The organism is bacterium (assembly GCA_035419245.1).
Taxonomy (GTDB): domain Bacteria; phylum Zhuqueibacterota; class Zhuqueibacteria; order Residuimicrobiales; family Residuimicrobiaceae; genus JAKPUX01.
The window spans coordinates 145,953-166,101 of sequence record DAOLSP010000005.1 but is presented as its reverse complement, the minus strand read 5'-3'; the positions used below and the strand labels follow the sequence as shown (position 1 = coordinate 166,101).

At 58.1% G+C, this 20,149-nt stretch carries 17 protein-coding genes; 11 read left to right on the top strand and 6 right to left on the bottom strand.

The genetic code is table 11. The features are described 5' to 3' along the window. Window position 1 precedes the first annotated feature (1 nt). Together PLH32_09465 and ybgF are read left to right on the top strand one after the other, a co-directional pair. Complete coding sequence (locus PLH32_09465; protein HQJ64823.1) at window positions 2-1,741, top strand: FlgD immunoglobulin-like domain containing protein; 1,740 nt, start codon at window positions 2-4, stop codon at window positions 1,739-1,741. 423 nt (window positions 1,742-2,164) lie between these two features. Next, window positions 2,165-3,472 carry a tol-pal system protein YbgF gene (gene ybgF, locus PLH32_09460; protein HQJ64822.1) on the top strand — a complete coding sequence of 436 codons (1,308 nt, stop codon included), beginning with the start codon at window positions 2,165-2,167 and terminating at the stop codon, window positions 3,470-3,472. Window positions 3,473-3,528: 56 nt separating this feature from the next. Here the strand turns inward: ybgF and PLH32_09455 are convergent, their stop codons facing one another. From PLH32_09455 to PLH32_09435, 5 genes are read right to left on the bottom strand one after another with little or no spacing between them, the layout of a single operon-like run. Next, window positions 3,529-3,708: a hypothetical protein gene (locus PLH32_09455; protein HQJ64821.1), complete on the bottom strand. Its 180-nt coding sequence runs from the start codon at window positions 3,706-3,708 to the stop codon at window positions 3,529-3,531. Between the two features lie 23 nt (window positions 3,709-3,731). Next, window positions 3,732-5,843 (bottom strand): adenylate/guanylate cyclase domain-containing protein, encoded by a 2,112-nt coding sequence (locus PLH32_09450; GenBank protein ID HQJ64820.1) that lies wholly within the window; start codon window positions 5,841-5,843, stop codon window positions 3,732-3,734. A 27-nt stretch (window positions 5,844-5,870) separates the two neighbouring features. Next, complete coding sequence (locus PLH32_09445) at window positions 5,871-8,384, bottom strand: hypothetical protein (GenBank protein ID HQJ64819.1); 2,514 nt, start codon at window positions 8,382-8,384, stop codon at window positions 5,871-5,873. A 17-nt stretch (window positions 8,385-8,401) separates the two neighbouring features. Next, the gene (locus PLH32_09440) at window positions 8,402-9,073 is read right to left on the bottom strand and encodes a FecR family protein (protein ID HQJ64818.1); all 672 of its coding nucleotides are present in this window, start codon (window positions 9,071-9,073) and stop codon (window positions 8,402-8,404) included. Window positions 9,074-9,092: 19 nt separating this feature from the next. Beyond that, window positions 9,093-10,253, bottom strand: coding sequence for a hypothetical protein (locus tag PLH32_09435; protein HQJ64817.1), 1,161 nt, complete (start codon window positions 10,251-10,253; stop codon window positions 9,093-9,095). Window positions 10,254-10,459: 206 nt separating this feature from the next. Here PLH32_09435 and PLH32_09430 point away from each other — a divergent pair, with 206 nt between their 5' ends. Genes PLH32_09430 through PLH32_09415 form a run of 4 tightly spaced genes read left to right on the top strand, consistent with a single transcriptional unit; the run spans window position 10,460 to window position 13,889 of the window. Then, complete coding sequence (locus tag PLH32_09430; GenBank protein HQJ64816.1) at window positions 10,460-11,326, top strand: SDR family NAD(P)-dependent oxidoreductase; 867 nt, start codon at window positions 10,460-10,462, stop codon at window positions 11,324-11,326. After that, on the top strand, window positions 11,323-12,219 hold the full coding sequence (locus PLH32_09425) for a metal ABC transporter substrate-binding protein (protein ID HQJ64815.1): 897 nt from the start codon (window positions 11,323-11,325) through the stop codon (window positions 12,217-12,219). The genes PLH32_09430 and PLH32_09425 overlap by 4 nt, the downstream gene beginning before the upstream one ends. Before the next feature lie 7 nt (window positions 12,220-12,226). Next, a complete protein-coding gene (locus PLH32_09420) occupies window positions 12,227-13,030 on the top strand; it encodes a metal ABC transporter ATP-binding protein (GenBank protein ID HQJ64814.1) in 804 nt (267 codons plus the stop codon). Window positions 13,031-13,040: 10 nt separating this feature from the next. Next, window positions 13,041-13,889: a metal ABC transporter permease gene (locus tag PLH32_09415; protein ID HQJ64813.1), complete on the top strand. Its 849-nt coding sequence runs from the start codon at window positions 13,041-13,043 to the stop codon at window positions 13,887-13,889. A gap of 49 nt (window positions 13,890-13,938) precedes the next feature. Here the strand turns inward: PLH32_09415 and PLH32_09410 are convergent, their stop codons facing one another. Beyond that, window positions 13,939-15,462: an AMP-binding protein gene (locus tag PLH32_09410; GenBank protein HQJ64812.1), complete on the bottom strand. Its 1,524-nt coding sequence runs from the start codon at window positions 15,460-15,462 to the stop codon at window positions 13,939-13,941. Between the two features lie 250 nt (window positions 15,463-15,712). Here PLH32_09410 and PLH32_09405 point away from each other — a divergent pair, with 250 nt between their 5' ends. From PLH32_09405 to PLH32_09385, 5 genes are all read left to right on the top strand, one after another. Continuing rightward, window positions 15,713-16,627: a magnesium transporter CorA family protein gene (locus PLH32_09405; GenBank protein HQJ64811.1), complete on the top strand. Its 915-nt coding sequence runs from the start codon at window positions 15,713-15,715 to the stop codon at window positions 16,625-16,627. 63 nt (window positions 16,628-16,690) lie between these two features. Beyond that, entirely contained in the window at window positions 16,691-16,942 is a 252-nt protein-coding gene (locus PLH32_09400) for a hypothetical protein (protein HQJ64810.1), read from the top strand. Between the two features lie 78 nt (window positions 16,943-17,020). Then, window positions 17,021-17,629 (top strand): transcriptional repressor LexA, encoded by a 609-nt coding sequence (lexA, locus tag PLH32_09395; protein ID HQJ64809.1) that lies wholly within the window; start codon window positions 17,021-17,023, stop codon window positions 17,627-17,629. A 15-nt stretch (window positions 17,630-17,644) separates the two neighbouring features. Then, window positions 17,645-18,868 carry a hypothetical protein gene (locus PLH32_09390; GenBank protein HQJ64808.1) on the top strand — a complete coding sequence of 408 codons (1,224 nt, stop codon included), beginning with the start codon at window positions 17,645-17,647 and terminating at the stop codon, window positions 18,866-18,868. A gap of 88 nt (window positions 18,869-18,956) precedes the next feature. Next, entirely contained in the window at window positions 18,957-20,132 is a 1,176-nt protein-coding gene (locus PLH32_09385) for a hypothetical protein (GenBank protein ID HQJ64807.1), read from the top strand. Window positions 20,133-20,149: the final 17 nt, after the last annotated feature.

The following is a 20,149-nucleotide window of genomic DNA, read 5'->3' as shown; positions in this document are numbered from 1 at the left end:
CATGAGACGAACTGTAACGCTATTCATGCTGGTCCTGCTCTCGGCCGGCGCTGCTCGCTCCGCGGAGCAACTGCAGGATCGGTTGCAGCAGGATCTTCAGGCCGGCCGCATCACCCGAGCCCAGAGCCTCGCCTGTCAGCTCATCGCTGCCGAGGACCCGCAGCTCCTGCCGCCGCTCTACCAAGCGTACGGCAGGGAGAGTCTGGGGTGTCCGACTCTGATCGCCGCCGAAGCGAGGGCGCTGCTGCCGGATCTGGCCGCTGCAGAACAGGCGCTGTTGATTCCGCTGCTGAGCCGCCCCTCTGCCGACCGTTTGCCGCTTTCCATGGTCACGGCGGAGGGTCATTTCCGGATTCACTATACCCTTTCCGGGAGTGATTCATCCACCACGGCCTTCGTCGAAGAGGCGGGAAGGGCTTTCGAGTTCGTGTACACCCTGCTCACGACCGGCATGGGCTTTAATGCTCCGCCCGCGGATGAGGGGATCGACGGGCCAGAACTGGATATTTACATGATGCGCTTTTCCGCCTATGGCGAAACCCGCTTTGAGAATCCCGTTGCCGGCTCGGCGGGCTTGCGCTACTACAGTTATATCGTCATCGACAGCAGATTCAAGGGGGGTAGCTACGCGACCCAGGGGATCGATGCCCTGCATGTCACCGCCGCTCACGAGTTTTTCCACATGCTGCAGGGAGGCTACCGCTATTTTCCCTCCACCACCATGGATTCCCGCTTTCTCTTTGAAGCCTCATCCACTTGGTTTGAAGATGTCGCTTACCCAGAGGTCAATGATTACCTGCAGTATGTACGCAGCCTTTATCTCGCGCCGAATCGGCCGTTTCATGTTTATTCCTCGGCCACCTATGGACTTGGCATCTATATCCAGATGCTCCAGCAACAATATAGCACTCGGATCGTCCGCTCGATCTGGAACGGCTTGCGCGAGCGGGAGCCCCTCGACGCCCTCGATGGTGCCTTGCAAGCGTCCGGCAGTGACCTCGGAAGATCCCTGGCGAGCTTCAGCATCTGGAATGCCTACACCGCCAGCCATGCCGACACGGCGCACTATTTCAAAGATGGTCTCCTCTTCCCGGAGATCACACCGCTGCAGTCGCTGGTGCTAAGCGATCCCCTCATCATCAGCAACGCCGCTTCTGAACTGGAGACGCAGTATTACACCATCTCGATTCCCGGTGGCGGCCGCTATACCATTCGCCCCTCCATGGCCAACCCTTCGCATTGGATCTACACCCTGGTCGTGTTTGATCCAGGCGTTGCATCGCGCAGCTACACGATCGCCGGTAATACGCCACTGACCTTCGGACCGGTCGGCATGAACACCGAACTCCGGCTGACGGTGATCAATACCCAGTGGCCAGTCGCCGGCAGGGGCCAGACGGATGCCGACTATACGTATGAAATCTCGCCACCTGCAGCTACCACCGAGATGGAGGCTGGCATCGTTCGGACGCTGCCCTCACCGTTCAAACCGGTCCAGGATGGGAGGCTGCAAATCCAGTTCTATACGCCGTCACCGGTAGAGGAAGCCACGCTGTATATTTTCACCGAACGAGGCGCGGTGATCCACGCCCAAACCATGCGCAATTTGCCGCGCGGCATGAACTGCCATTTTTGGGACGGCCGCGATGCAATCGGTCATCCCGCTGCAGGGGGTATTTACCTCTGCGCCATTACGGGAATTGGCCCTTTCAAGCCACACAAATTCGCGTTGCTGCGGTGATCGTTCTGGATAAAATCCAGACAAATTCGCTTGACAATACCGTATTTTATTAATAACTTTTAATGCCTAAACAATGCCAAATAAGCAGTTAAGGGCCATGGCGGACACCAGCTTGTAGCATAATGATACAGGCTTGCACGGAAAAACGCCAGCCGCTTGCTGCGACGGTCCATCCTGTAATCCGGCATCCCAGATGGAATATAGGCCGAAAATGACGTAATAATAACAATTAGATACAACTGTTTTTCCCGATCAGCCCCCGGCAGTCGTGTGTTTGTTTCATCAATGGGCCTGTATTTGGTACAATTATTGCAAGTTTGTTGGGGCGTGGTGGGCAACCTGGCTTTCGCATCGGAGACCTAACTAGACTCGGAACTTGATGACCCTGAACACCTTCCTCGCGGTGAGCAGAGGGGAGAACGTATGAAACGCCGTTACTATTCTGCCGTTGTACTGGCTTTGCTGATTTCAGCTGCCTTGGCTCCGGGCCAAGAGAAAGGCTCTGCCCAACCCAAAAACAGCAAGATCGGCCTCGGCTTCAATGTTGGTCTGCAAAAACCCTATTGCGATGTACTGCACACTGGAGCAGGCCTGGCTGGTGAGTTCATGATGCGCTATCTCCTCGGCAATTATTTCGATTTTTCGCTTGCCTTCGGCTATGGCACCCTGAACGACGGATTCAGCTATAATACTTTCGTCACCGATGTCCTCTCGGGCGATATCAAGGCCAATATCCACTTGAGCCGCCCCGGCTCCACCAATCCCTATCTCTTCATCGGCGCTGGTTTTACCAATTCTTCCTACACCCGTAACAAGCCCTGGGCGATCGGCTCCCAGGAGTTCAGCGACAAGCGCACCTCGGCAGGCGCTTTCATCTATGGCGGCGGCGTGGAATTTATGATCACCCCGCAAGTCGCCCTCAATACCTTCATGGACTACCGCTTTAGCAACAGCGATGCCCTCGATGGCGCCGAACTCGGCAAATACAAGGATGGCTACCTTAACGCCCGTGTCGGACTGACCTATTACCTCAGCCCGCGTTCCGGCAAGACCAAAGTAGAACGCGAAGATCTCCTCGCCCTACAGCAGGGCAAATCCAACTCGGGCACGGAACGATCAGGCGGCGACAGTAGCATGAACATGTTCGAGGCCAAACTGGATAAAATGGAGTCCGGAGACGCCGAACTGAGCATGGAGCAATATGTACGGCTTAAATCCAGGGTTGACGAACTCAATCAGCTGATCACCATCAAGGAGACCGAGCTCGATGAGCTGCGCTCCACCCTCGATTTTAAAAATCAACGCATCGCCGACCTCGAAACAACGCTGCAGAGGTCCACACCGATAGGGGATACGCTCAGCGGCGGGTTTTCTTATAACTATGAGGAAGCCCTGCGGGCCTTTTACGCACGCGATTATAACAAGGCTGCCTCCATCTTCAGCAGCCTGTTGACCGGCTATCCCAACCACACTCTTGCCAGCAATTGCCAATACTGGATTGGAGAATGCTTTTTCGCCCTCCGCGATTATCAGCAAGCTTCCGCTGCCTTCCAGGCAATCTTTAATTATCAGAACACCACCAAGAAGGATGACGCGACTCTGATGCTAGGACGCTGCTTCTTTGCACTCAACGACAAAACCAACGCTCGGGATTATTTCCAGGCCGTGATCGACAAATACCCCGGCAGCGAATATATCGAAAAAGCCCGGCAATGGCTGAGACGACTCTAACAAAAAAAGGCTGCGTATGCAGCCTTTTTTTTGTCGTTACCGTCCGTTGACTACAGCTATTTCTTGCTGTACTCCTCAACGAAAGCCTTGATCTCTTCGATATGGGCCAGAATCAAGCGCGCTTTGGACAACCCGAACGAAAAGGGAAAACGCTCGTCGGGGTTGAGGGTCAGGATGGGATTCCCTTTGAATTCTCCCACCACCGGTTTGTTGAGTTGATCTTCCTGTTGCATCATGAATACTCCTTTTTAAACTGCCATTATTTCTGTTTCATGTCATAGACGCCATCCCAGTCTTCCGGGGCAGGCGTTTCGAGAAAATTCAGACAGCGAACGGTATAAAGCCGGGATGGGCCGTCGTCGGGGAATTGGCGCAAAATCCGGCGGAAGGAAATCAGCGCCTCGCTCCAGCGACGCAACCGGTATGCCTCCAGCGCCTCGGTGTAGAGATCTATCAGGTAATCCTGCTCGAGCTGCGGAAGCGCATCCATACTGCGCAATTCAAAGATGCGGATGGGCTGGGTGCGCCCCACCAGCCGCACCTTATCGAGTTCGCGGACCAGCGCGGAGGTGGCGACCTGTTCGTAGGTGCTTTCTGAAATGATGATCCCGGTTTCGTACTCCTTGTTGGCCCCTTCGAGGCGGGAAGCCAGGTTGACCTGGTCGCCGATGACGGTATAATCGAACAACTGCCGCGATCCGAGGTTGCCCACGATCATCTTTCCGGTGTTGATGCCGATCCCGATACGGAACCCGCCGAACGTCTCGTCCGCCCAGCCCTTCCGTAGCTCACGCAGCCTCTGCTGCATCTCCACCGCAGTCCGGCAGGCCCGCTCGGCATGATCCGCAAAGGCGTAGGGCGCCCCATAGACGGCCATGATAGCGTCCCCGACGAACTTGTCCAGTGTGCCATCGTACTTGAAGATGACCTCCACCATCTCGCTCAAATACTCGGAGAGCCGCGTCGCCACCGCTTCAGGTTCGTGGGCCTCGCTGAAGCGTGTAAAATTGCGGATATCGGAGAAGAGCACGCTCAACTCCTTGCGTTCGCCGCCGAAACTGGGCAGCTCGCCGGAACTGAGCATCTTCTCGACTACCGTAGGCGCCACATATTGCTGAAAGGTCTGGCGGATGTATTTTTTCTCACGCTGTTCAACGGCGACCTGGTAGGACATTTGTCCAACCACAGCGAGCGCCAGGGAAATGAGCGGCGCCGTTATGGGAAGGATCAGGTGAAGACGGGTAAAGCAGAAAAGGACCGCACCGGCGAAGAGGAGGGCAATCCCGAGCACGACCGCCAGAACGCGGATCCCCTGAACCCAGCGCGCGACAAAACCGCAGCTGAAGGCGAGCAGGAGGGAGAGCAGAAGGGTGAACCACTCCGGCAGGGCACGGATAAAATCGCCGCGGAGGAGGGTGCTCAGGGCATTGGCATGCAGCTCGACACCAGGCATCTTTTGCTTTACGCCCTCCCACTCGAAATAGGGGGTGAGTTTATTATCCTGCAATTCCTCGGCTGCCGCCCCAACAAAGACAATTTTGTCGCGAAACGTCCCCCACTCCAGATATTGGGAAAAAATGTCGGTATCCTCGTCCCCCTCCAATGTGAAAGCCGAATCATCCAGAACGCTGGCCAGTGAATAGGTGCGGAAGGTACGTGCGGGGCCGCGGAAATTAATCCACATCGTATTGCTGCGGCTGCGCGGAATCGTTTTGCCGCCAATGCGGAAAGGCGCCGAACCGTAAGCCGGGGCATCGTTTCCCGCTTCACCTGCCAGAACCCGGGCAGCTTCTACGGCCAGGGTATACCAGGTCTGGTTGCCGGTCGTCTGAAAAAGGATATAGCGGCGAATGAAGCCGTCCGTATCCTCGACCACATTCACCAGCCCTACCGAAGCGCCACTTCGTATGAGCGGATCGACCGGCTTGAGGACGTGCTGGTTGTCGACTACCCGGCTGCCAATGTCGAGGACCACCTTGCCGGCGAGCACAACCTTGCCGCTGCGCTGGACTGCAGCCGCCAGCGCCAGGTCCTCCCCCGGCCGTTCCACGCTGGTCTCGGTGAATTCGATATCAAAGACGATCAACCGGGCGCCAGCAGCCATCAGATGGTCCACCATGGTGACATAATAGCTGCGAGGATAGGGCAGCTTAGCGGGAAGACTGGCAAGCGTTTGATCATCGATGGTCACCAGGACGATCGAGGTGTCCGGGGGCGTTACCTTGCCACGCAGGTTGAAGAGGGTGTTGACCGCCTTGTACTGCAGGTTTTCGACCATCGTCAGCGAGTTCAGAATGAAGCCCAGGATGATCGAAAGCAGCGTGACCAGAGCGGCCGCGCGCCAGTGTTCTTTGGCCCGCTGCCGGTTCATACGCGGCCGCTCCCGGCTGCTCTTTCCCTAGAAATACCGGTCATACCGTACCCGGAAGAAGTGCTCCGTTTGGTCTTGGCTGGATACGGCGGGTGTATCATGGAACCAGAACTGACCTTCACCCTGCAGCGTGCTGCCTGCGGCGAGATTCCAGCGCAGACCGAATCGCAGCTGGTCGCGCCTGGTACTCGCATCGGAAGCTGCTGCGACTTCCTGACGGAAGGAGACCTGCCGCCATTCGGCAAATGTACTGAGTCGGTCCTGCAGCCAGCGGTACTCGCCGCTGACTGCCAGGGTCACATACTTCATGGTCATGAACGCCGCACCCTCGCTGCGATTGCTGCTGTAACTGAGGAGGCTGGAAAAAGGAACCGGAAAGCGACTCGTAAGGGATACCAGCACTACCCGGTTGTACAGGCCGGAGGAGGCGAGCCGGGCGGCCCGATCTTTCTCATATTCATCGATGTTGCGGCTGCTGATATAGCTGACGCCGAGCTGATGGTTGGCCTGCAATAGTTGGAAGGGCTGGGTGGCCTGGAGGATCAAGTCGCGGAACCATATCTTTTCGCGATCGTCCCGGGTGATCAGGGTGTCCATCACCGAGCTGACCGCGATCCGCTCGGTGGAGGTCTCGCGCATGTGATTGTCGCGGAGCTGATCACGCAAGTTGACGCTGAGTTGGGGATAGGGATCCCCGGGGAAAAAAGCGAGGCCGCCCTTGAGGGTGCGCAGATCAGTCCGGGGATTACCGTTCAATTTGCTAAAGTTGTCCGCACTGGTTTCAAGGCCGAGATCGAGATAGAGTTTGTTCTGCAGGAGCCGGAAACGGTCCTGCGCATAAAAGCCGCGCAGATCCTTGCGAAGCCAAGGATTGGCGAGCGAGGTATACTGACCGCCGATCGAACGGTAGCCGAGGTTGACCGCATGCCCCCACTGATTGATCTGCAGGTTAAGAAACCAAGCCAGCGAACTTTGCGAAAGGGGATCCAGGGGGACCGTGCTGTCATTGATGATGAGAAGATCCGCCACATCGGCGGGGTTCAGGGGCAGCTCTGAATCGGTATTCAGCGCTCTCTGCAACTCCTCCGCTGTGGCAGGACCTGTGGAGATATCCTGCGTAAGAACGCTTAACGCGGCCGCACTGGTAAGCAACACTCGGCTGCTAAAAAGGGCGAGCTTGACATCGGGTCCGATGACCAGATTGTCCTGGGGATGAATTCCCGCTTGGATGGAGGTGGTATCGTCGCGTATCTTCGCCAGGGTCATCCCAAGCTGAAAGACCCGCCCGTCGCCCAGGCTAGGACGAATCCCGAGGATGGATTGGCGGTAAACGCCGTAGACACTAGGCGTTAGGAGGCCGGCCGGGTTCCGGATAAAACGGGTTTTCACCGCTCTCTGAGTCTGGCCATAGACGAGATCGATGTTGAGCAAGCCGAGATGCACATAGCCGGAAGCGCCGCGGATCCGCCTCCCCGCAAGAATCAGCTCGTGCAGGCGCGGATAGGAATCGCCTAAATTGACCCCGATCAGGCGGCTGGCAATGGAAAAGCCGAAACGATCGCGCGGCTGATAGTGCCGGCTTTCGAGTGAGGTGAGATAGAGTGTGGCGCGATAGGTAAAGCTACTGAGCTTGCCGGAAAAATCGGCTCCCGCCATGGCGATGCCATTTCTGTTGCCGGCGAAATCCTCCTGGAGCCCCTCCATCCAGGCATGTCCCTGAAAGGAGGGACGCAGCCTGGGTGCTCCCGCTTCCATGCTAGACTCGATCGCAAACCGGATCTGCAGCGGGGGCAGGGCCCTTCCGCTGCTCTCTTTGGCCCTGACCATAGCCGTGTGCGGGCCGGGTGACAGCGATGCGGCCGTATAGGAAACCAGCATCTCGCTGATTTCCGCTGACGAGGTGACATCGCGACCATCCAGCGTGAGACGGACACTTTGCGGATTGAGTCGGCTGCTTTCAGAGTAGTAGGAGACGGCGATGATCACTTCGCCCGGTGCATAGCGCCCTCCCTGATCGGGGGATAGAAGAATCAGGGTGTCCGCTGCAGAGGCCGCAGTGGCTGGCGCAGGGGTATGGGCCGGAGGCTGCTGCGGCTCTTTTCGGTCCGCTGGAAGTGCCGTTGCGGGAGGCACCCCTGCAGGCTTACTGATGGCGACCACATGGGGATTATTATAGGGATTGACTGCGGGCCAGGTGATTATGTTCTGATTGTCGAGCAGGACAGAGATAAAATAGTTCAGGGTACTACCGCGCACCAGCCGTCCGGGAATAACACCCTGCCAGCCGGGAGGTTGGCTGACCAGATCAATAGAACGGTAGGCAGTTTCGGCCTCCAGCCGGAAATAGGCTCTAGCCATCACCACCCGGCCGATATAACCGGTCAGGCTGAATTGCACCGGCACATCCTCTCCCGCCCGCACCGATTCAGGGGGCACATGATGAATGAGCGGTTGGGCGGAGAGGGAAAAGGCTCCCAGGAGAAGCATCAGGAGCGCAGCCCGCCCGCTGCACAACTCCGGGTGCAATGCTGTTCGCTTCATGGCTGCCGCGTCCCGCGTTATTTGTACCTGATTTTCAGATGTTTGATGGTGCCTGCTTCATTGCGGTACTCCAGATCAAGTTCCTGGATCCGGTCACCGGCAGCCCAATCGTCGAAGGTTGTCGTCGGCTCCACCCGCGGTGAGCTTCCCTTGAGCGCCCGGCCTGTCTCACCCTTCTTAACCAGGACTGATCCCATCTCATTGAAGAATTCTACCAGACCCTCGAGACCGATGATGACCGTCTCACCCTGCTCATCGATCAGGGTGTAAAATTCAGTCCCCTTGACGGCAGCAACCCCGGAGGGGGTTTCGACCTGATACCCGCCGCGGCCTGGAATCACCTTGCTCCACATCTGCCCCATTTCCATGATGATCCGTTTGTGCAGGCCTTTCTCGGTCTTGCTGGTGACAATTTTTACCTCCGAGGCGGCGTGGATCTTCATCATCGTTTTGTCATCGAGAAAGACGATCGCCACCAGGGCTTCCGCACCGGTCCGGATCCTGTCCTGGTCATGCAACCGCGCCCCCTTTTGGAGCGGCGCCCAATCCGCTGTGCCGCTTTTCACCCGGGCTTCACCCGTGACTTTGAGGACAAAGGCAATCTCGGGCTCCGCATCTGCATGCAATGGCAGGGAGAGGAATCCGTAGAACAACGCCGGGATGAACCGCGATATTCCGGTATTCCGCATGATGAACTCCTTAATAAGGTTATTCCACCCGGGTTTCGATGATCTTGTATTCGCCGGTGGAGAGTTTCAGCAGGATCTCCTGTAATTCTTCCCGGGTTATCCAGCGGCCATTCAGCCAGAATCGCCCGGTTAGGGTATAACCGTCCAGCTCGCCGCCCCGGGCTGTATAGGCGGAGAGGGGCTCGCCGGCGGCCGGGCGCAAGGTGCTCAGGAGGCCGGCAAGGCTCACTTCGGCAGCCGTTGCTGAGGATCCCCCGTCCTGGATGGTAAAGGCCCAGATTTCGCTCGTCAGGCCGATCTCTTCGCCGGGAGCGGCGGCCAGTCCGGTGACCTGCCAGTAATAGGTCTTTCCCGGTTCAAGAGGCCAGGCATCGGCGCTCGGGTAGAGATAGCTCGTCGTGGCGATGAATTCGGATCCATCGGCAGAGCGGCTGCCGCTGCGCGCCGGATCGAGGGTCAAGTTGCGCTGGAAGCGGATGCGGTCCTGGATGATTTCAGCCGGGCTGGCCGCATCATGGACATCCGCCAGTTTTTCCGCGATCGTCAAACGGAACCGCTCGAGATTGGAGCTCCAGCGGAACATCGGGAAGAGAGAAGGGGAGAGTCCCGGAATTCCGCGTCCAGCCGGCGCCCCCGGACCGATCAAATCCAGGCTGGAGGGATTGGAGACATCTATTTCGATATAGGAATCGGAGGAAGGAAAGCTGCCGCCGCCGCAGGGCTGGATCTGAAAGGTGAACCGGTAGATTCCTGAAGGCAGCTTGCCGGTGGACAAGACCCGGTCGCGCACGGTTTCGCCGCCGCTTTCAATGGCGTAATCGTTGAGCGAGAACTGTCGGGCTTGCGAAAAGAGGTTGACGTTGGTGACGCGGATGACCTGCCCGGCGGACAGGGGAAAAGGATCGGTGGTCCCGCTGGCGAGGGGCTCCAGCAGAGCGCCGCTTCTCTTGTCGATGCGCAGATGAAGGCAGCAGCTTTGTGCGCTAGCTGAGGTGTTGGTCATGGTCACGCTGAAAAATTCGGCGGTAGTCCGGCTGCGGCCGGTAAAGTTAAAATCGCTGAGGAAAAAGAGGCGCAAATCCCGTTGCAGAACCTGGGCTTGGATGACGACCTGGGATCGAACCGGAGCTGCGACCAGCAGCCCCATCATGCCCAATATGGACAATTTCCGTCCAATCATGGCTCCTCCTGCTAAAAGGGTATGCTCAAATTTGCTTTATTGCAAATAAAATGCCAATGCCACGTGGCCTATTTTCGCTGTTATTATGGGGATTAGAGGACGCTTTCCCCGGCCGGCGGGGGCAGGAATGTGCAGGAATGGCCTGGTGTATCATCGCGGGACAATCGCAGGGCCTTTCCGGAATGGGCTTGCATTTTTGAACCTAAATGCATACATTACTTAACAGTTTGCAGCCCGATTTTATTTACGATCACCCCTGCGCCATGAGACTAGACCATCAGACCATCCTCCTGACCGGCGCCTCCAGCGGCATCGGCATTGAACTGGCCCGCCAGCTGGGCCACCGCGGTTGTCGGCTGATCCTCGTCGCGCGGCGCAGCGACCAGCTGCGGCAGCTGGCGGCGGAGCTTCCAGGGGGAATGGACCGGCACCGGTTTTCGTCCTGCGATCTCGCCAATCCTCAGGCCGTCACGGCCCTCTGCGCGCAGCTCCAGGATTCCGGAATGACGCCGGATGGACTGATTCTCAACGCTGGCGTCAGCGGCGGATTTGCGGTGACGGATATGGATCCGGTCCGCATGCGCCGCGAATTCGAAATCAACTTCTGGGGCGCGGTCCAGTTCATCACCGCCTTCCTGCCCCGCTTGCTGGCGCAACAAAAGGGCTTCATTGCCGTCACCTCCAGCCTCGCCAGCTATCGGGGCATGCCCGGCGCTGCAACCTATTCAGCCTCCAAAGCCGCTTTAAACCGTTTCATCGAGAGCGTGCGCATCGACTGCCAGGGCCACGGGGTGTATCTGGCGGTCATTTCACCCGGTTTTGTCCGGACCCCGATGACCGAAAACAGTGGGTACTACAAACCCTTTATGATCGAAGCCCCCAGCGCCGCCCGCATCATCCTGAACGGCCTGGAACAAGAAAAATATGAAATCCGGTTCCCATGGCCCATGGTCCTCCTCGCGCAGCTCGGGCGGCTGCTGCCGGAGCGACTCTATCTGCGCTTGATGAAAAACCGGCGAAAGCCGCAAATAACCGCGGATCGCGCGCTTGACAAGGTGGAAAACCCGCAATGAAGTGGATGCCCTTCACAGTCATGGTTCTGATCCTGAGCCTCGTCCTGCTCGGGTGCCGAAGCGATGATACCCGCGATCCGAATCTCGGCAAGCTGGTCGTCGCCGCCAGCATCTTTCCCCTCGCCGATTTCGTCCGCCAGGTGGGCGGCAACAACGTGGAGGTGGTGACGATCGTGAACGGCGCCGCCAATCCGCATACCTTCGAGTTGACGCCAGAAACAGTCCGCCGCACCAGCCGGGCGCGTTTGCTGGTACTCAACGGCATGGGACTGGAGTTCTGGTCGAACAAGTTGATTGATGCGATCGGCAAGAAACAATTCACAGTTGTTGAGACTGCAGCAGGAATACGCCCGCTGACGGAAGAACACGCAGGACACGAACATCCCGGCGGCAATCCCCACGTCTGGCTCTCTCCGCCGCTGGCCATGCGCCAGGTCCAGGCCATCAGCGATGCTCTCATCGCGATCGATGCCGCCAACGCCTCCCTCTATCGCCGCAACTGTCAGAACTACCTCGACTCCTTGCGCAGCCTCGACAACGCAATCACCCTTGAAGTCGCCAGTTGGATGCAGCGCTCCTTCATCTGCTTTCATGCCTCGTGGAATTACTTCGCCGACAACTATAAACTTACTCAAGCGGCGGTGATCGAAAAAAGACCCGGATTCGAACCCACCCCCCAGGAAATGGTTCAGATTATCGAAACCGCCCGGAAACTCGGCCTCACCGCCCTCTTCGCCGAAAGACAATTTCCCACAAAAAGCAGCGAAACCATCGCCAGGGAATGCGGCGCCCGCGTGATACTCCTCGATCCGCTCGGTGAGGACCGCCCCGGATTTGGCTATATCCAGCTCATGCGGCAAAACGTGGCCCGCATGGCCGAGGTTATGAAATGAGCCCCCAATGAACCCTATCGTCATTGCCTGCGAAAATCTCTCGGTGGCCTATCAGGACAAGCTGGCACTCGAGAACATCACCTTCAGCATCCGCCGCGGCGAATTCTGGGGCATTCTTGGCCCGAACGGCTCCGGTAAGACCACTCTACTGCGGACGATGCTCGGGCTCATCGAGCCGATCAGCGGCGCCATCACACTTTTCGGGCGCAGGCCCGGGCAACTCGGCGCCTTGCGCGACCGGATTGGCTATGTACCGCAGTATGCTCAGATCGATTTCAATTTTCCCTTGCGGGTGCGCGATATGGTCATGCTCGGACGCAGCCACAAGATCGGCCTCGGCACACGACCCAGAACACAAGACTGGCGTGCCGTCGATCAGGCCCTGGAACGCGTCGAAATGAGCGATCTCGCCCAACGCCAGATCGGACGGCTGAGCGGCGGTCAGCGGCAACGGGCCTTGATCGCCCGGGCTCTGGCCCTAGAGCCGGAGCTTCTCCTCCTCGACGAACCTACCGCTGCCCTCGATGTCGGAGCAACCGAGGGTTTTTACGAGTGGGTCCATCATATGCACCAGCAGATGCAAATAACCCTGATCCTGGTCTCCCATGATGTCGGCGTGGTTTCACGCTATGTTTCAGCCGTGGCCTGCCTCAACCGCCGTCTGGTCGCCCATGGCCGGCCCCAGGAAGTGCTCGGCAGTGAAACCCTCGAAGACATGTACGGCTGCGATGCGATGTTCTTCCAGCATGGCCAGGTCCCTCACATGGTTGTGCCGACGCCGGCCCACGGCCCGAGCCACCCGCATCCCTGAGATAGGCACTATGGAGATACTCTCTTATCCCTTCATGCAGCGTGCTTTGATCTCGGCCGCCCTGATTGGCACCGTATGTGCCGTAATCGGCGTGTATGTCGTTCTGCGCAGCATGGCCTTCATCGGCGCAGGGATCGCCCATGCCTCCTTTGGCGGTGTCGCCCTCGGTCTGGTGCTCGGCATCAATCCCTTCTTTACGACCATCTTCTTTTGCTTGGGTGCCGCCTGGGGCATCGCGTTCCTCGGCGAAGAACGCAAGGTGCGTGAGGACAGTGCGGTCGGCATCTTCTTCGCATCGACCATGGCCTTTGGGGTTCTCCTCATCGGCTTGATGAAGGGCTACCAAGCAGACCTTTTCGGCTATCTCTTCGGCAATATCCTCGCCGTCAGTCGGTTTGATCTCCACTCTAGTATTGTCATCGCGCTGCTGGTCCTCGGCGCGGTCTGGTATTTCTTCAAGGAATTCCTCCTGCTTACCTTCGATCCGGAAATGGCCAAAGTGACGGGGTTGAAGGTCAAGGGACTCAATCTGCTGATGATGAGCCTGATCGCCATCACCATCGTCCTCTCCATCAAAAGCGTGGGCATTGTCCTGGTTTCCGCACTGATAGTGACACCTGCGGCTTCCGGCCTGCTTTTAAGCGACGATTTCAAGAAAGTGATGGGCCTCTCCATCCTCATCGGGGTCGGTTCGACCTGGTTTGGCCTCTTCCTCTCGGTGTGGTTCAACCTCGCCTCGGGCGCCACCATCGTGATGGTGACGACAGGCATCTTTTTCATCTGCTACTTTCTCAGCCCGGAACGGCGCAAACTTGGACGCAACATCGACCAACTGCGCACGCGCATGCAAAACCAATAAAAAAGGCCCTGTCGAATTGGCAGGGCCCGCAAGCTCCATACAGTGGCGGTTATCGGGTATTTTGCAGTACCGTCCGCACGCGGCTCGCCACCGCGCGGAAGTCAATCTTGCCGCTACCCATCTTGGGCATCTCCTCCAGCACGATAAAATCCTTCGGCAAGGCAATAGCCGGCAGTTCTTTGGCCATCTTTTTAAGGAGGTCCCGCGCTTCCACCGGAGCTGTTACGGCTGCAACAATGCGCGCGCCCTTGAGCGAATCGGGGATCTCGACCACGCAGCAGGAAATTCCCGGCGGCAGATGATGTTCGAGAACGCTTTCGGTGCGCACCAGCGAAACCATTTCACCGCCGATCTTGACGAAGCGCTTCAATCGTCCACGATGCCAGAGGAAGCCGTCCTCATCCATGATCCCCATATCACCCGTGTCGTACCAGCCATCCTTGATGCGCAGCGAGGTCTCTTCGAGGTCGTCGAAATAGCCCTTCATGACGAGCTCTCCTTTGACCAGGATCTTGCCCTCCTGATTGGGTGGCAGGGGCTCACCGGTTTCCAAGTCGGCAATACGGACCTGAACGCTGGGCAGCGGGCGGCCGATGCTCCCGGGCTTGTTCGCCTCGAGGGTATTAACAGAGATCCCCGGACTGGTTTCGGTGGTGCCGTATGCCTCCATCAGCTCGATGCCGTGCTTGTTACGATAACCCTCGCGCAGCCAATCCGGGGTCTTGTCCGCACCGGGTAGGACCAGTCGGAGGGAGGCGAAATCGCCGGGTTCGGACTCGCGCAAATACCCGGCGAAAAAGATCGGCGTTCCGGCAATAAGCGTGGGTTGTTCCTCACGGATGATTTTGGGAATCGTTTTATATTCCAGGGGATTGGCCACTGTGATGTTGGTCATACCAGTCACCAAAGGCAACCAGAAATTGGCATTATGACCAAAGACATGAAACAGCGGCAGCACCCCCATGAAACGGTCTTTTTCGGAGAGCTGAAATACCTGGATCAGGTCAGTGATGTTGCAGCTGAAATTCCTGTGGGTGAGTTGGACGCCCTTGGGGTCCTTTTCGCTGCCGCTGGTGAAAAGAATCACCACGGTATCGTCCTCCTTCGCCGAAGGGAGGGTGGCGATCAGCAAGGCGGCCGGAAGTTTGGAGCGCAGTGCCGCCTTGAGCTTGGCTCTGACGCTGATCCCGGCGAGGATATCTTCGACGAAAATCATCCCCGGCACCACCCGGCAGTTGATTTTTTCGAGTAGCGCCTTGGAGGTGATGATGGTTGAAAAGCCACACTTGGTTTGGGCGTATTCGCAATTTTCGGCCGCCCCGGTAGAGTAGTTGATCATCACCGGAACCTTACCGGCCATGACCGTGCCGAGGGTGGCGAGGATCGATCCCGAAGAGGTTGGGATCATCACACCGATAAATCCCTCGCGGAAGCGTTTGAGATAGTCGGCGAAGATCAAGCTGGCGATGAGGGTTTTGTCGTAACTCAGGCGCCGCTCCAAGGTGCGGTCGATGATTGCGGGCTTGCTGCCCAGCCGCTTGGCGGTGCGGATGAATGCATGGTGAAGGATCATGAGTCAACCTTTCGGAAAGAGGCCAATAATGAATGATATTCATATTATACGATTTTCCGGCTGAAAGTGCAACAATAAAATGAATGGAATTCATAACCGTTGCGGCGGAACCCGTCATAGGCCGGAGCCGAAGGTGGCACCTTCAAGGCGAGGACGTGCGGCGTCCTAAAATACTATTTGGCATGTGACAATTATTATCCGTATCTTGTAGCGTTGAGTACGGCAGATTGGATCAGAGTAGAGGAAGGCCATGCTGCGCTGTTATCACATTTTGAACGAAAAGATCCAGGCCTGCCCCCGGGAGGATGCACAGATTTTCATCTATGTCAGTCCAGATGAAACGGAGAAGAAATTTCTTACCTCCGAACTTAAACTCGACGAGCATACCCTCAATTCAACCCTCGATCCCGACGAATTGTCGCGCCTTGAATTCGAACCTGAACATATTGCCATGATCTACAAGCGGCCGCGCAATTATATCGTCGAAGATCGCTTCCTTTTCCGGGTTACCTCCATGGGTATTTTTTTCTTCAGCGACAAGATCATCCTGGTCTCGAATGAGGATCTGCCCATGTTTGACGACAAGAAATTCGCCAAGGTGGTCAGCCTCAAGGATGTGATGCTCAAGATGCTCTATCGTTCCATCTACCACTTTCTCGAGCATCTCAAGATCATCGACATGATCACCAACGAGCTTGAAGAGAAGATCAATCTTTCGATGCAGAACAAATATCTCATCAGTCTCTTTTCCCTGGAAAAATCGCTGGTTTATTACCTCAACGCCATCACCTCGAACTCCATCCTCCTGCAGCGCCTCAAAAACAACGCGGGCAAGATCGGTTTCATCCAGGAGGAGGAGGAACTGCTCGATGATATCATGATCGAGAACTCGCAGTGCTATCGTCAGGCCGAGATTTTTTCCAACATTCTTTCCAGCATGGCCGATGCGCGCGCATCGATCGTGAGCAATAATCTTAACGTCCTAATGAAGACTCTCAACATCATCACTATCGGCATCATGGTGCCGACCCTAGTCGTCAGTGCCTTTTCCATGAACGTCCGCATCCCCTTGCAGCAAGCGCCGAACGCGTTCTGGCTGGTTCTTGGCATCGCCTTCGTCTCCGTCGTCGTCTTCTATGTCTTCTGGCGCCTGAAAAAATGGTGATGGTGAATCCTTTTTATTTTGCAGCATCCAATTATAAAGCGTTAATGCAATCGAGAGCGGCCTATGAAGTGCGAAACGATCTTGAAACAGGTGTGCAATGAACTTGCAGAGGATATCGATTCTGAGGTTTGCGACCGGCTGCGCCGCCACCTGCAGACCTGTCCGGAATGCTCCCGTCAGATCACGGCCATGCGCACCGCCATCCACCTCTACCAGGGTCTCGGGGAGCAGGAGGTGCCCGCTCCGATTCACAACCGCCTTGCCGCAGTGCTCAACCTTACGGCAGGCATCCGCGATGAAAAGGTGATTTTTTAGACACTTTTTGCTTGACAAACGCTCCAAAAATGTGTATACTAAGGGTGAAACTAATTTCACCCTTTTTTATGGAGGGGTATGGAAAAGCTGTCGCGCAAACAGGAAAAGGCGCTGGCGCTGATTGTCAAACGCTCGCGCGAGCAGGGCTATCCGCCGACCCTGGCGGAGCTGACCGAGGAGCTGGGTGCCGCCTCCAAAAACACCGCGGTCAAGTATCTGCGGATTCTCGCCCGCAAAGGATATATCGTCTGGGACCGTAACAAGGCGCGCGGCATCCAGGTGGCCGCGGAGTTCGCGGGCGAAGAGAGCGGGGTCCCCCTGATCGGCTCGATCGCCGCCGGCACCCCCATGTTGGCCGAGGCCAATATCGAACGCCATGTGGCGGTACCGCGGTTTCTCCTGCATGCCACGGGCCCCCATTTTCTGCTGCGCGTCGCCGGCGAGAGCATGATCAACGCCGGCATCTTGCCCGGCGATCTGGTGCTGGTGCAGGCCCGGGCGCAGGCCAATGTCGGCGATGTGGTGGTGGCCCTGATCGGCAACGAAGCCACCGTCAAGCGTCTGGCGCAGCGCGCGGACCGCTATTTCCTGCATGCCGAGAATCCCGCCCACGCCGATATCTATCCGGAGGGGGAGTGGAGTGTGCAGGGCAAAGTGGTCGCCCTGATCCGCGAAACGGTGGTATAACCCGGAGCAGTGACGATGGCGCGCACCATCCTGCATATCGATGTCAGCGATTTCCCCGTGGCCGTGGAGCGGGTGCTCGAACCGCGCCTGCACGGCCGCCCGGTCGCCGTGGCGGTCCAGACCGCAACGCGCTCTCTGATCGCCGCCCTTTCGCGCGAGGCGGCCGGCTGCGGCGTCGCGCGCGGCATGCCCCTCGCCCAGGCGCGCAAATACTGCCCCGACCTGACTGTACTGCCGCCCAACGCGGAACTCTACCGCCGCGCGACCGACGCCCTCCTCAACCTGCTCGGGCACTTTTCGCCCGTCATCGAGCCGCTGCGCTTCGGCCATGCCTACCTCGACCTCACTGGCTCGGCGCGCCTCTTCGGCGGCGCGGTCGACGCCGCGGCCCGCGCCCAGCGCGCGATCCGGGAGCGGCTGCGCCTCGTGGCCGTCGCCGGGGTCGCCAGCAACAAGCTGGTCAGCAAGGTGGCCTCCGACCTGCTGAACCGGCAGCATCCGACCCAGGCCCTCTGCGACGTCCGCCACGGCGACGAGGCGCGCTTTCTCTCGCCGCTGCCGGTCACCTGCCTGCCCGGTCTGCCGCTCAAGGTGCGGGAACAGCTCAGCGAACTCAATGTCTGCCGCATTCACGATCTCGCCGGCATCCAGGCCGAACACCTGCAGATGCTCTTCGGCCGCTTCGGACTGCTGCTCTTCCAGCGCGCCCGCGGCATCGACGAGCGCCCGGTGCAGCCGCCGCGGCGCTGCCCGGAGATCGTCGAACCCCTCGAACTGGCGCAGGATTGCAACGATTTTAACGAGATCCGGCGCCTGACCTTCGCCCTCCTCGCCCGTGCCTGCCGCCGCCTGCGCCAGGGGGAACTCCACGCCCGCCGGCTCGCCCTCGAGATCCGCTTCTCGGATTACCGCGAGACGGCCGCCCGGGTGGCGGTGCCGCCAGCGCACAGTGAGGAGGCGCTCCTCGCCGCCGCCGCAGCCGCCCTCGATCGGGCGCTGACCCGGCGCGTGCGCCTGCGCAAGATCACCTTGCGCCTGGAGGGGCTCGCTCCCGCCAACCCCCAGCTCGAACTCTTCACCTCCACCGCGGCGCCCCGGCGCGCGGCCCTCGAACACGCCGTGGATCGCATCCGCGACCGCTATGGCGAGAACGTCATTCGCTTCGGCCGCACCGCCGCCTGGCCAGCGTCCGCTGCGACGGCCGGCGCGCAAAAAAAACGAATCCGCCGACGGTGGTGAAAACTCTTGGATTAACCGCGGTAAATGCGTATACTTCGCCTGAGGCCTGAATGGGGGACTGAACCGTACCATCCAACCCGGAGCGCCCATGTGTCCTGAATCCTGTCAAGTTATCCAGTTCTCCAACCGCAGCGCCCAAGACCGGCGCCTGCTGAAAAAATTCGTCGAGTTTCACTGGCATCACTACCGCGACAATCCCCAGTTTGTGCCCCTGCTCGACTATGAGTACCTCGGCTTCAAATTGCTCGGCATCACCGGCTTTTTCGAGCCCACCAACCTCTTCTTCCGGCACGGCGAAATGACTTTTTTCCTGGCCCTGCGCGGTGATACCGTGGTCGGCCGCTGCAATGCCTTTGTCAACCACAACCACAATGCACACTGGCACGACAAGGTCGGCTTTTTCGGCCAGTTCGAAAGTATCGACGATCCCGCGGTCACAGCGGCCCTCCTCGATGCCGCCGCGGCCTGGCTGAAGGGCAAGGGCATGGAAGCGATGCGCGGCCCGCAGAATCTGCCGATCAATGAGGCCACCCCCGGCCTGCTCGTCGCCGGATTCGAGACCCGCCCCGTCGTCTATTACCAGTATAATATGCCCTATTACGAAAAACTGCTACTGGGGTACGGGATGCAGGTGGTCAAACGGGTCAAATCCTGGGAGGTGCCGGTCAACCGCCCGATGGAGGAAAAACTGGAACGGGTCGGCAAAAAGGTGATCGACCACTTCGGCGTGACCCTCGAAACCTGGGACCAGCGCCCGCTGGCCGAACGCAAGGCAGAGATGCTCGAGGTCTATAACGACGCCTGGAACGATAACTGGGGCTTTGTCCCCTTCACCCGCGAGGAGTTCTACAAGAACGTCGACGACATGCAGCTGATCATGGAGAAGGGACTATTCCTTTTCGTCTATATTAAGGGCGAGCTGGCCGCCTTTTTTGGTGGCGTACCTAACATCTTTGAGCGCATGGCCGTCCAACCAGGACGAAAAGGCAGCGAACTGCTCCGCGCCGCTAGGATGATCCTGACCCGCAACAAGATCAAGGGATTCCGGCTCGGCTATATGGGGGTGAAAAAGAAGTTCCGCCGCCTCGGAATCGACGGCGTCATGCTCTGGCAGCAAAAGCTCTACTCCCAGAAAAAGGGCTATGAGTACTGCGACTTCGGCTGGGTTCTGGAGGACAACGTGCTCGTCATCCGCGTCGGTGAGGCCATGGAGGGTGCCCACCTCTCTAAAACCTACGCCATCATGGAAAAGCCCCTGATCTGAGCACGCGTTTTTTGCGT

Bases quoted from the DNA above. Each gene is read 5' to 3' on its own strand.
- PLH32_09465 (HQJ64823.1), top strand. From the start codon at position 2: ATGAGACGAACTGTAACGCTATTCATGCTGGTCCTGCTCTCGGCCGGC.
- lexA (HQJ64809.1), top strand. From the start codon at position 17,021: ATGGAAAAGCTGTCGCGCAAACAGGAAAAGGCGCTGGCGCTGATTGTC.
- PLH32_09405 (HQJ64811.1), top strand. From the start codon at position 15,713: ATGCTGCGCTGTTATCACATTTTGAACGAAAAGATCCAGGCCTGCCCC.
- PLH32_09430 (HQJ64816.1), top strand. From the start codon at position 10,460: ATGCATACATTACTTAACAGTTTGCAGCCCGATTTTATTTACGATCAC.
- ybgF (HQJ64822.1), top strand. From the start codon at position 2,165: ATGAAACGCCGTTACTATTCTGCCGTTGTACTGGCTTTGCTGATTTCA.
- PLH32_09400 (HQJ64810.1), top strand. From the start codon at position 16,691: ATGAAGTGCGAAACGATCTTGAAACAGGTGTGCAATGAACTTGCAGAG.
- PLH32_09420 (HQJ64814.1), top strand. From the start codon at position 12,227: ATGAACCCTATCGTCATTGCCTGCGAAAATCTCTCGGTGGCCTATCAG.
- PLH32_09425 (HQJ64815.1), top strand. From the start codon at position 11,323: ATGAAGTGGATGCCCTTCACAGTCATGGTTCTGATCCTGAGCCTCGTC.
- PLH32_09415 (HQJ64813.1), top strand. From the start codon at position 13,041: ATGGAGATACTCTCTTATCCCTTCATGCAGCGTGCTTTGATCTCGGCC.
- PLH32_09385 (HQJ64807.1), top strand. From the start codon at position 18,957: ATGTGTCCTGAATCCTGTCAAGTTATCCAGTTCTCCAACCGCAGCGCC.
- PLH32_09410 (HQJ64812.1), bottom strand. From the start codon at position 15,462: ATGATCCTTCACCATGCATTCATCCGCACCGCCAAGCGGCTGGGCAGC.
- PLH32_09455 (HQJ64821.1), bottom strand. From the start codon at position 3,708: ATGATGCAACAGGAAGATCAACTCAACAAACCGGTGGTGGGAGAATTC.
- PLH32_09390 (HQJ64808.1), top strand. From the start codon at position 17,645: ATGGCGCGCACCATCCTGCATATCGATGTCAGCGATTTCCCCGTGGCC.
- PLH32_09435 (HQJ64817.1), bottom strand. From the start codon at position 10,253: ATGATTGGACGGAAATTGTCCATATTGGGCATGATGGGGCTGCTGGTC.
- PLH32_09450 (HQJ64820.1), bottom strand. From the start codon at position 5,843: ATGAACCGGCAGCGGGCCAAAGAACACTGGCGCGCGGCCGCTCTGGTC.
- PLH32_09445 (HQJ64819.1), bottom strand. From the start codon at position 8,384: ATGAAGCGAACAGCATTGCACCCGGAGTTGTGCAGCGGGCGGGCTGCG.
- PLH32_09440 (HQJ64818.1), bottom strand. From the start codon at position 9,073: ATGCGGAATACCGGAATATCGCGGTTCATCCCGGCGTTGTTCTACGGA.